Below are 12,156 nucleotides of genomic sequence, written 5' to 3'. Positions count from 1 at the left end.
AAACAGGTGATTATGTAAATTATAAATTTATTAATCAAATAACCATTTACTATATCAAATCTAAATTTAAACAGCTTAAATTTTGTATTCACTTTTTCATAATCAAAATTCGCTTTAACATAGATTGCATATATAAAAATCAAACTTGTAATTATACTGGATAATATATAATATGTCACATCTATTTTTTTCATAATATTCATAAAAATAATATAGAGGCATAAAAATAGTGAAGAACTATAAATTATCTTTATTGGCTTTTCCTTGAAAACATTCATTTTCTTAATTTATTATTAGTTTTTTGGTACTATTATGGCAGTTCGTCCTATACTTCTCTCACTATCACCAGCATAATATTCATCTACACCAGCTGGTATAAAACCCATTACCGCGGTCATTATACCACCTCCTTTAATTCCACTACCTGGCGTGAATAATTTCATACTTTCTTGAAGAATACCACCAGAAGCAGGAACCAAAGGATTAATACCTGAATTTTTTGGATCCATAAATATATTGTGGTTAGCTCCATTTACTTGATGATATGCTTGAATCCCAGTAGCAATTGCAGATAAATTTTTATCGCTTTTAAGGGCGGAAGAAGCATTAGCCGAAGTCATCGATTTTGAATAATCTACAATATTATTTACGGTAGTACCAGAACCTGTGCCACCTACCATAGGTCCCGCATATGAAGTGCTAGTGGTATTTGTCTCAGTTGCTTTTATTCGAGTAGAACCTCCTGTTATTTTCATTACTGCATTTCCATCTTTATCAGTCGACATTTTATAATTTATATTTGTAGTTGTACTAGTTGTGTTAGTTGTTGTTGAACCATCTTCATTTTTAGTTTCTACATTAGTTGTTCTTACCTGTGTCAATGTATATTTATTTTTACCGTTGTAGGTCATAGAATAGTTGTTACTAGTAGTTATTGAAGGATCTGAAGGACTCATTCCATCTGGGTCAACAAACTTAATAGGATTATCAAAGGCATAATTATATGGAGACCAACGTCTCATCTTCTCCGCTAGCGGGTCAATGTTCATCCATCTTCCTAATGCAGGGTCATAATTACGTGCCCCATAGTCGTACATGTTAAGCCCCAGCTCGTCCTGCATTTCCTTCCCGTTGTACTTATACTTATTATTTGTAGCTAAAACATCATTATATCCTTTATGCTTTAACCCAAAAGGATAATAATTATTTTCTTCGATAATTTCAAGAACTTGTGTCTGCGGGTTTTTAGCGTAACTAACACGAATGTTTCCTAAATGATCTTTGTACTGGAATACATACGACAATACACCATCTGTATTTTTAACATATCCTTCAGCCGTTGGAAAAAACTCTAAATTATTGTTTTTATACTGAAAACCACCTAAATAATCTGTTGTAGTTGCTGTTCCTGTGTTAGTTACAATTTTACTCAACTTCTGCCCTGCAGCATTGTAAATGTACTCAATTGTGTTTCCTGTTCCAAATGTAATTTTCTTAGGCAGATTAAGCTGGTTGTAGGCTATATTGGTAATCCCTTTATTTTTATCACTGGTCATATTACCATTAGCATCATAACCATAATCATCGCCCGTTGTGTTTAAATCATTAAAACCACTGCTGTTGTTACCATTATCTGTTACTTTTAAAAGCTGGTTGGTATTATCTTTATATCCGTAAACTAACCTATCAATTATATTACTTCCTAATTGAGGGTCATAATCTCCGTTTCGATTCATGAATCTGATATTACCATTTTTATCATAAGACATACTCTCGTTATAACAATCGGTAGTTAATTTCGATTTTTGATAAATCGCACTTTTTAAACGGTTTAATTTATCGTATTGATAGCCATAAGAGCGTTCGAGATCATCAGAATCAGTTCGCCAAAAAGTTTCGGCAATGTTTCCGTTATACAAAGGATCAACATCAGTAATCTGAGTCTCTGGTTTATCGTAATTAATCTTGAAGGCAAATAAATCTTCGGGATCTGTGTTGTTCTGCAAATTATCTATTTCATTAATTCCAGTAAGCCAGCCTCTCACATTATATTTGTAATCTACTTTCTGAAAAGGATTTCCTGTACTGTTACCCACATTTTTACTAATTAGCTGCCCCATCGCATCGTAAGTATTTGATGCTATAAGCTGTACTGCACCTCCATTTACTTGATGTGTATGTGTAAGCAGACGATCTTGAGGCGAATAGGTAAATTCTTCTCTTATAGTTAATTCGATACTGCCGGAAGTCCGCTTATGTTTTGAAATTATATAAAGATTTTTACCCGTAAAATCTAGTTTGCTGTCTGTTATAGTATATCCTGCTAAATGGTTCTGCAAATAGGTTCGTATCGGACGGGCTTTGTCATCATAAAATGTTGTCGTGGTTTCTCCTGCTAAAGATGAAGCCGTTTCCAATGTTCTGATCCAGCTGCCGGTGGCTAAACTTTTTACATTACTTAAAACAAGCTGGTCTTCAATTTGACTTGGAACTGCCGGCGCGTTTGGATAATTGTAATTGTCATAATAATTAACCGTTAAAAGCTTAAAATTTTTGATCGCAGTATTATTACTGTAATACACTTGAATATCATCAATACTTCCTGATGTTTGTTTGGTTTCAGATGATGCTGTTGCTGCATTCTGAGCATCCTGAAGTGCTTTTCTTGCAGCAGAAGTGCAGGTTTGATTGTTCCATCCGGTATAAACTGGACGGCCGAAAGCATCATATTTAGTAATCATCCATCCTATAGAAGTATCGTCTTTAAAGGGCGAAAATGCGGGACCTGTCGCTGCCGGCCTGTCTAATTTGTCGTAAACAATAAACTCCCATTGTTTTCCTGGCAGCTTTTTCTCGACTAAACGATTTTTATTATCGTATTTATATTGATAGCATAAATCATCTAACATCTGATTACTAATTACACCTTCAGCTTTTGGAGGAATTACATATGTTAGGTTTCCATAAACGTCATACACATAATAGGTATCGTGTTTATCCCCCACATCATAGGTTCTTTTTAGGACTACTTGTCCCTCTTTATTTTTAAATTCTACTGTAGATCCACCAGTTTCTGATGGGTTATTTCCTGAATTTTCATCAAAAGTCACGTTTTTATACAATTCATTTTCACTATAAGTGCCCGCATCTGAAAAACTGATTTCATATAACCCTAAACCGGCATCCCAAGATGTATTTGCTTTAAACAATTTTACCTCTTTATCTTGATTAGTTTGGTATTTCAGTTTAATTTCGTGACCGCGGCCCATCTCCCACGAAGTTCCCGGCGCAGCCTGTTTTAATACTCTATTTAAAGGAGAAGCTTCTAACTGCTTCTCTGAAAATGGATTTGAGGTATTTTTATAGTTTGTATAAAACGATATCGAAGTGTTTACGGCAGTAAGTAATTCAATACGAGGATAACTATTTCCCCCGTTTGTCGAGGCATAAGGCAGATATTCCTTTATCTGTCTTCCAAAACCATCATATTCAACTGGAGTAATCAAATCTTCTCCATTTGCTCCTTGTCCTATAGCCGTTGTTTGCACGGGACGTCCCAGTCCGTCAAAATAACTCACATTTTGACTCATCTGATCTTTTGTCAAGGTGCTTAAATTACCTGATTGAACAGCCTTTTTCGGAGCTATTGTATAAATAAAATTATCATCGCTAAAAGTCTGAGCTGATAAGCTAAAACCTGTAAAGAGTAACAAAACTATAATTGGTATATATTTTTTCATATTATTAGCCTTTAATATCTATTTTTTAATCACCAATAAAGTAATACTTACAATACTCTTGGCGTTTAATGTAAGCGTGGTAAGCTTACTACCTTGACCAGCTGCAAATTCTACTACTACTTCCTGACTTGCTGCTACCCCAGATATTCGTAAAAAATTGACCGTAAATTTTAATGTTGCTCCATTATGATTTGTACCTGTAGCCCAAGCATCAATATTAAGTACTTTAGTAGAAGGATCAAAAAAGCGCTCAAATCGAAATTCGACTTCTCTAATAGTACATGTCCCATAGTTATTAGCATAAACTTGCCCATCAGTGTTAAATTTCGAAAGACCTAAACTATCTGCTTCTGCCTGAGAAACTGACGAAGTAACAGCTCCCGTTCCCTGACTATATGATACAGTTGATCCAGCTTGATTTTGTCCACAATTATTCCTTGTAAACAACCCGCTTCTGGCAATACTATTATAAACACAAATACCATTTGCGTTAGCATAAGCCTGTCCGTTATTATCTACGTCTGTCTGCGCTAAATTATCAGCACTTTCCTGAGAGTTTGAAACATATTTTCTACTTGGAACTGTATAAGTAACATAACTTCCAGACAAATCACCCCCACAATTATTTTTAGCAAATACTCCTGATTTAGATGAATTGTAAAAATAACAGTCCGCTATCATATTAGCATAATATTGTCCATTTGCATCGATCTCATTTCGAGCCATCCCATCTACTTTACTCTGTGTTCCTCCAGTATATTTACCAGCAGGAACGGTATAAATATAAGTTCCAGGAGTACTATAAACTGGACAATCATCCCTTGTAAATGTTTTACTAATAGCTGCATTACTATAAGTGCATCCTCCATTTGTATTTGCATTTGCTTGCCCGTTTATATTAAACAAAGTAAGTCCTTTTGAATCAGCATCAGCTTGGGAAATATTCGAAGTTTGCGCTCCTGCTGCTTGACTAAAAGTAATATTCGAACCTATTCCGCCTGGTCCGCAGTCATTCTTGATAAATGAACCACTTTGGGCAACGCTGAAATAAGTACAATATCCATTTGCATCCGCATATGACTGACCATCAATATTAAATTTAGCAAACCCTAATGCATCGGCGTCAGCTTGTGAAATCGTTGAAGTGGAAACTCCTCGATTCTGACTATAAATTACACTTGAGCCTACTCCACCATAGCCACATCCATTTTTATTAAATGAACCATTTTGCGCCGCACTATAAAATATGCATTCTGCTTCTAAGTTTGCCGCATTTTGTCCATATGTATTAATAGCATTTTGTGCTAATTGATCTGCATGCTCTTGAGAAATATTACTGATATATATCCCATATGGAACCGAATAAGTATATACTCCAGAACTGGTATTAGCTGGGCAATTATTTCTATAAAATGCTTTACTCACAGCTCCATTGTAAAACGTACAATTACCATTTGTATTAGCGTAATACTGACCATTGTTATTAATATCATCCTGCGCCAATTCATCTGCAACAGCCTGCGAACTTGTTGAATTATGTTTGCCTGCAGGAACTGTATAAACAACCACTGATCCAAATCCTCCTGCACTACAATTGTTTCTTGTGAAAGATGCACTTTTTATAGTATTACTAAAAGTACAAGTTCCAAAAGTATTAGCATTTGTTTGTCCATTATTATTAATATCCTCTTGAGCTATTGCATCGGCAGCAGCTTGCGAAATTGTAGAACTATATTTGCCTGCGGGAATTGAATAAACCATTACAGCACCCACTCCATTTACAGGGCAATTGTTCTTTGTAAATGTCCCGCTTTTGGCAATGTTGAAGAATGTACATGTCTCATTAGTGTTGGCGTAAGCCTGTCCATTATTATTTATATCATCCTGAGCTAATGCATCTGCAGCAGCTTGTGAACTTGTTGATTCATACTTACCAACAGGAACTGTGTAGATCACCATTGAGCCTATTCCTCCGAAAACACAATTATTTCTTGTAAATGAACCGCTTTTAGCAATATTACTAAACGTACACGAACCGTTTGTATTGGCATAAGCCTGCCCGTTATTATTAACATCATCTTGAGCTAACACATCTGCAGCAGATTGTGAACTTGTTGATTCATACTTACCAGCAGGAACTGTGTAAACTACATTTGAACCAATTCCTCCAACAGCACAATTATTTCTTGTAAATGTCCCGCTTTTAGCAATATTAACAAATATGCACGAACCATTTGTGTTGGCATAAGCCTGACCGTTATTGCTGACATCATCTTGAGCTAATGCATCTGCAGCTGCTTGTGAACTTGTTGATGAATGCCTACCAGCAGGAACAATGTAGACCACATTCGAACCAATTCCTCCAACAGCACAATTATTTCTTGTAAATGTCCCGCTTTTGGCAATATTACTGAACGTACATTCTCCATTTGTATTAGCATAATCCTGCCCGTTATGGTTAACATCATCTTGAGCTATTGCATCGGCAGCAGCTTGTGAAATTGTCGATGAATGCCTGCCTGCAGGTACTGAGTAGACAACCATCGAACCAATACCTCCAACTGGGCAATTATTTTTCATAAACGAACCGCTTTTAGCAATGCTAATGAATGTACATTCTCCATTTGCATTTGCATTCGTTAAACCATCAATATTAAACTTTGCAAGTCCACGAGAGTCAGCATCAGCTTGAGAAATCGTTGAAATGACAGCACCAACTGGCTGATTATACACTACACTAGAAGCGGTTCCGCCTGCTCCACAATTTGTTCTTGTAAACGAACCACTTCTGGCAATACTCTTATACATCAAGACACTCGTTGAAGTATTATCACTGCAATCCGTCTGCTCCCCTTTATAATTATAGCAGTATTTCTGAATTACATTTAAGTCTTTATCCTTTAAAAATTTTAGCCTGTCAAAAGAATCATATTCATAATAAGAAGTCATCCCTTTCACATCTGTAATACTTGTTACACCAACTAATGGATTATAAGTATAAGTTGAAATAAAAACATTTGGTAGTGCTATTCGAAATTCATTTAGAGCATTTCTTAACAATTGTTCTGTACAATTTTCTGACATACAGTTATCATTATCAGCATTTGAAAGTGTTTGAAGAGTTGATATCGTTTGAGAAGGAATAGTCGAATATGCAGCATTTTCAATCTTTGCAATTGGCTGTGTCTTATTGTAACCCCAAATTATTGAAACCGGCATTCCGTTTTCTGGAGTATATTGCAAAATATTTCCTTTTTCATCATAAAGATCATAGGTAATTTTTCTATCAGAGTTTAAATCTATCTCTGCTTGTCCTTTATTTATATAAACAAATCTTGGCAACAATAGATTATTAGTTTCTACACTTTTATCATAATTAGTAAGTTGCTCAGATATTTTAGTTCCTCCTTTAAAATTTTGTTTATCTAAAACAATCCCAATCATATATGCAGATTTCAATTCTGGAATAAATGGTTTTGAAACCATCTTTGAATCCAGCGCATAAAAATATTTTGTTTCGAGTGTTTCTCCAATTGAGTTAGTTGTTATTTGCGACGTTAATTGCAAATGAGATGGATTACCATAATTAAAAGTAGTACTACTGACTATTTTACCTGTTAAATCATTTGAGGAATTGTAAAAATAATTAGTTTTCTCAGATGTTTTTTGGTAAAACCAAAGAATTGGAAGATTGTATGTTATGGGCTCAATCGTTCGAAGTACTTCTACACCCCCGTTCGCATTATAAGGACAATTGGGAATCAGAGGGTTAGAAGGATTTTCCTGACTATTAGTAGTCGCCATACGAAACATTTTAAACCCTTTGTAAAAAGAGGTATTTGAAGCATCTTCAAAATAAATATTTTTCTCTTCTTCCAATATATATCTGGCAGCTCCAATTGTTCTATATATTTTTTTATTTAAAACTTTACCTCTTTTCCATGTGGTGGGAATTTGTACTGTTGGATTACCAAAAGGTATTTCATCTTGCCAAATGCTAAACTCATACTGTGTAAAACCATTATTAGTTTGATTTTTAGTATCAAACTGTTTTTCTTTTACGTATTTGTAAGCAACCGAATTCCCTTCTATCCCAAATCTAGAATTTGAACTAATACTATAAACAGCAGTAGAATTAATTCCCCCTGTACATCCTATTCCACCAGACCCCCCTGTTCCACCACATTGAATAAAATTATAATTTGTAAAAGTGTTGGATTGAAAAGTTGTACTCATCTTATTAATCAACTGACCACTCGTCTGTCCCACAGCATCTATATCTGAATAATCATATTCTTTCTTTAAAGCTAATGCATTGTCATTATCATAATTTTCTATACTTGCAATTCTAAGTCCTGCACCTAAATTATTTTTAGGCATAGGATCGTTGTTAACATACTTAAGCTGTAAACCTTTAACAGACATAAACTCTCCATACACTTCTACCTCTATTGTACCTGATTCTTTAAGATTCAAAGGCTCATTAAACTCTTTGGTAATACTCCAATGGCCAGAATTAAAAACTTCAATTCCTCCAGAAAAAACTCTAACCATAGCATGGTAATACTTAGAAATTGTAGGATCAGATGAATGAGTATTGTCCATTGAGAATTTCAATTGCCCTTTGGCTTCCTTAGCAGTAAAAGGGATTGATACATAATTGACACAATCTTTTGGCTTTATATTAAGACAGATTGGACCATCAATTCCTGGTCCTTCTTTTATTGGCACTGAACCTCCTGTGCCTTGTACTACACTACTGTTTACAATCACAGGAACGTATTGAGAAAAAACATCAACTCCATAAAACTGGTTTGTTTCATAGTTAAATTTTGTCCAACCTTTTGTAGGATAATGTATTTCTCTTAAAATTCCTGCCTGATTCTCTAAAGGATTTACAGAACGATCTCCTTTACCAACTTCTGCGGGGTAAGGATAAGAAATATAATGTTTGGGAATTAAATCCTGATTGTTAACTTTTCCATTATTATATCCAAAATAATCTTGCCCTTTGGAGGTTTTATTAGGGACAGAAATACTTGAATAGGTAAACTCCTGCTCTATTCTGCCTAGTAAATTAGCAATTCTATCTAATTTCAATCTTTTGTCTGAATAATAACTCCCAGATCCGTTAAAATACGAATAATCAAAAGAATAACCTTTTACATTTACATATCCAGCACCTAGTAATTGTTGAATTTCAATTTTACTTAAATATCCATTTTCAACACCGTCAACCAGATCTTGCCTTCCCACATTCTTAGTAAACAAGACTCTGGAATTACCATCATTGAAACTAATTTCTTTAATTTTTTTTAATATAGTTATCGTATTTCCTGTGCCGTCAATTACATTTCCTATTTGACTGCTATAACTAGATCCATCAGGACATTCTCCTTTAGTTACAATATTTTTCACTTCAACTCTTTGCGAAAAAGTTCTATCCGTTAAACTTCCATCATCCTGATAAGTGAAGTTTATTTTATTATTTGATGGCGTTTTTATTTCATCGACATACCAGGCACTAGTATAGCGATCGCTATGCGTCATGGATTGTATAGAAATTTCTGTAGTACCCAGCAAATAAACATTTCCTTGCGGATCTGTTATTTTAAATTTCATATTTTCTCTGTTTGCTCCCAAAAGATCAACTTTAAAGGCATTCGGAGGTATTGTTACAACATCATTATTGACAAAATTTCTAATATAAAAACTTCCATTTACTGTAGGAGATGAAAAAACATACATGTCTTTTACTCTTGACTTATCGAGATTCGGATCTAAAGTTCTAACGGCACCTTGATCATAAGGATGAAGTTTAAAATAAGCGATGATAGCATTATCATCTGGAATTTCATCTATATTAGGGTTATTTTCATCAATATCGTCTCTAGGACTTAAAACCACTTGTGCGCCAGCATTTAAATTCCATCCTAGACCCACCCATGTTGCTTCCTGAGTAACTTTGATACCTGAAGCATGATAATCTAAAGATATTGGCATCTTGAAATCCTTTAAATCAATAGTATACAATGGCACAGAAATATTAGGAAGACCTGTTGCCAAGTCAACAGGATATTCTCCATACTTTAAAAAGGCAGCTGCTTCTGGAGATTTTGGTGCAAAATTTGGTGTTTGAAAGCCGTTTACCTCCGTTTGAGCCTTAATTTGCAGGGGTAAATTAAATAATATTATAAATAATAATAATCTTTTAATTATGCGGCTAGAAAATATTCTATATTTTTTATAAGTGTTTACTGGAGCATTCATTATCTTACTGTTTTAATCACCTTTACAGATTCCGTTTTTACGTCAGTTTGAATCTTTATAATATAGATTCCTTCTGCATAATTACTTAGGTCTACAGGAACTGTCCTGCTGCTAATCTTGAAATTTTGCAAAACCCTTCCTAAAATGTCAACAACAGAGGCGGTGCCATCATTAAAATCGTAGCCAATAATTACATTTGTATAGGTAACTACTGGATTAGGAATAGCTTCAATACTGGCTTTTACCTTCTCTATTTTAGCTTTATCTTTAAGCTTTACGACCCAAAAATCGTTACCGCCAATATTTGAATTTTTATCCATAGATGAATTTGAATTTGAAGTACCTGCCATTAAATAGCCTCCGTCTCTGGTTTCAATTAGTTTTCTTAGTATATCTTCTCCGCTGCTTCCAACCGTTTTATTCCAAAATTCTTCTCCATTCTCATCAATCTTCAATGCTATATAATCATTAATTCCTTCTTTATCTTTACCAACACCAGCCATTTTTGCCACTTGACCTACAGTTGACTGTCTACTCTCAGCTTTTGCGTAACCTCCTATCAAATACGTATGATCTTTATTCTCAACTAAAGAGGTTAAAATATCTACTTTTCCAAAATCATAAGTTTTACTCCAAATAACACCGCCTTCTGCATCCAACTTTAAAACCCAAAAATCAGTTCCATTAGCAACAATTCCGCCAAGAGATGTTAAAGGATTTTTACTATTTGAATTACCTCCCACAATATAGCCCCCTTCAATTGTTTGATGAATGACATATGGCTGATCGTCTCCATCTGCTCCATAAGTTTTCTGCCATTGAATAGTACCTATGTCATCAATTTTAACAATCCAATAATCACCTACTCCTTTGTTACTCTCTGTTTTATCTCCAGACAACGGCGAATTTGAATATCCTGCTAAAATATATCCGTTATCTGTTGTTTGTTCCATACTTCTTAACAAGTCAGCATAACGGCCTCCATAGGTTTTCTGCCATTCAATTACTCCCTGTTTATCTAATTTTACAACCCAGTAATCCATGTTGCCACGACTTTTTTCTGATTTGCCATATAAATCTATCGTTGAAGATTCGGCCATTTTCCCTTCCGCTTTCACATTAGTAATAGAAGATGAACTCGAGCTGGAAGAGCCTCCTAATATGTAACCTCCATCTTTGGTTTGAAAAGCACATGATAATTCGTCCTGACCATCACCACCAATAGTACGCTGCCATTGTTCATTACCTGATGCATCAAGTTTTATAACCCAAAAATCTGTAAGTCCTTTGCAGTCTTCTTTTTTCTCAAAACTATTTCCTGAGCTTGAAGTTCCGCCCAGTATAAAACCACCATCTCTAGTGCCTTTTATACTTTGAAGCATATCGAAACCATTCCCACCTATACTCTTCTGCCAATCCAGCTCTCCTTTTTCATTCATTTTCCAAATCCAATAATCTAAATCTCCATGATTATTCTCGGTTTTATTTCCAGTTTTACTAGATAGAGAACTTCCCGCCAGAATAAATCCATAATCGGCTGTGGGTTGCGCATCAAAAAGGTAATCCGCATGTATACCGCCGTAAGACTTTTCCCAAAGAATATCTTGAGAATAAATTAAAAACGGCAAAAAAGTAAATAGTAGTAAGTATAATTTTTTCATCTTCAATTTGGAGTAAACTTAAATAAAAAGTAATATTAAAGCTACAAATATAGTTAAATGAAATGTTAATTCTTTACGGCTTCCCGTATTTTAATCTTAATTTTTTAAACTCATCAACAAATAAAGGAGGTTCGATGAAAATTTTTTTTTAAAATTTTATGATAAGATTTAATAATTCCGTGTTACCATAGAAATCAATTTATCTTAAAATCAAAAAAAAAAAAAAAAACAGCTCTTAGCAAATCAAAACCTATAATAAATCTCTTTCTTATACATTTTTTATATAAAAGTTGAGTACGAATTTTAATTGATCATTTGATACTGTTTTTAGGTAAATTTCCTTGCTTGTTCAAACTTCCAGATTGTGCGAATATTTTTTTTCAAGAAGAACTAAGATTCATGCAAAAACAGATCACTTCTCGAACTCCTAAAAATAAATAGAGGCGGCCTTTCGGCCGCCTCTATTTTATTCAATTCCTTTTTTG

General features: G+C 34.4%; 4 protein-coding genes. All 4 read right to left on the bottom strand.

All coding sequences use genetic code 11. The features are described from left to right. A partial coding sequence (locus tag B0A81_RS21750) for a hypothetical protein (RefSeq protein ID WP_208861315.1) occupies positions 1-194 on the bottom strand: 194 nt, incomplete at its 3' end. Between the two features lie 99 nt (positions 195-293). Continuing rightward, complete coding sequence (locus B0A81_RS12345) at positions 294-3,740, bottom strand: DUF6443 domain-containing protein (RefSeq protein ID WP_089058312.1); 3,447 nt, start codon at positions 3,738-3,740, stop codon at positions 294-296. 18 nt (positions 3,741-3,758) lie between these two features. Further along, positions 3,759-10,010, bottom strand: a complete 6,252-nt coding sequence (locus tag B0A81_RS12340; protein WP_089058311.1) for a DUF5977 domain-containing protein — start codon at positions 10,008-10,010, stop codon at positions 3,759-3,761. After that, entirely contained in the window at positions 10,010-11,671 is a 1,662-nt protein-coding gene (locus tag B0A81_RS12335; protein WP_089058310.1) for a T9SS type A sorting domain-containing protein, read from the bottom strand. The genes B0A81_RS12340 and B0A81_RS12335 overlap by 1 nt, the downstream gene beginning before the upstream one ends. Positions 11,672-12,156 lie beyond the last annotated feature (485 nt).

Source organism: Flavobacterium plurextorum, assembly GCF_002217395.1.
GTDB lineage: Bacteria > Bacteroidota > Bacteroidia > Flavobacteriales > Flavobacteriaceae > Flavobacterium > Flavobacterium plurextorum.
The sequence above is the reverse complement of the archived record's forward strand: the minus strand, read 5'-3'. Positions and strand labels throughout refer to the sequence as shown.

What these genes read in the sequence shown, in the direction of transcription:
- B0A81_RS12340 (WP_089058311.1), bottom strand. Translation starts at nt 10,010, where the DNA reads ATGAATGCTCCAGTAAACACTTATAAAAAATATAGAATATTTTCTAGC.
- B0A81_RS12335 (WP_089058310.1), bottom strand. Translation starts at nt 11,671, where the DNA reads ATGAAAAAATTATACTTACTACTATTTACTTTTTTGCCGTTTTTAATT.
- B0A81_RS12345 (WP_089058312.1), bottom strand. Translation starts at nt 3,740, where the DNA reads ATGAAAAAATATATACCAATTATAGTTTTGTTACTCTTTACAGGTTTT.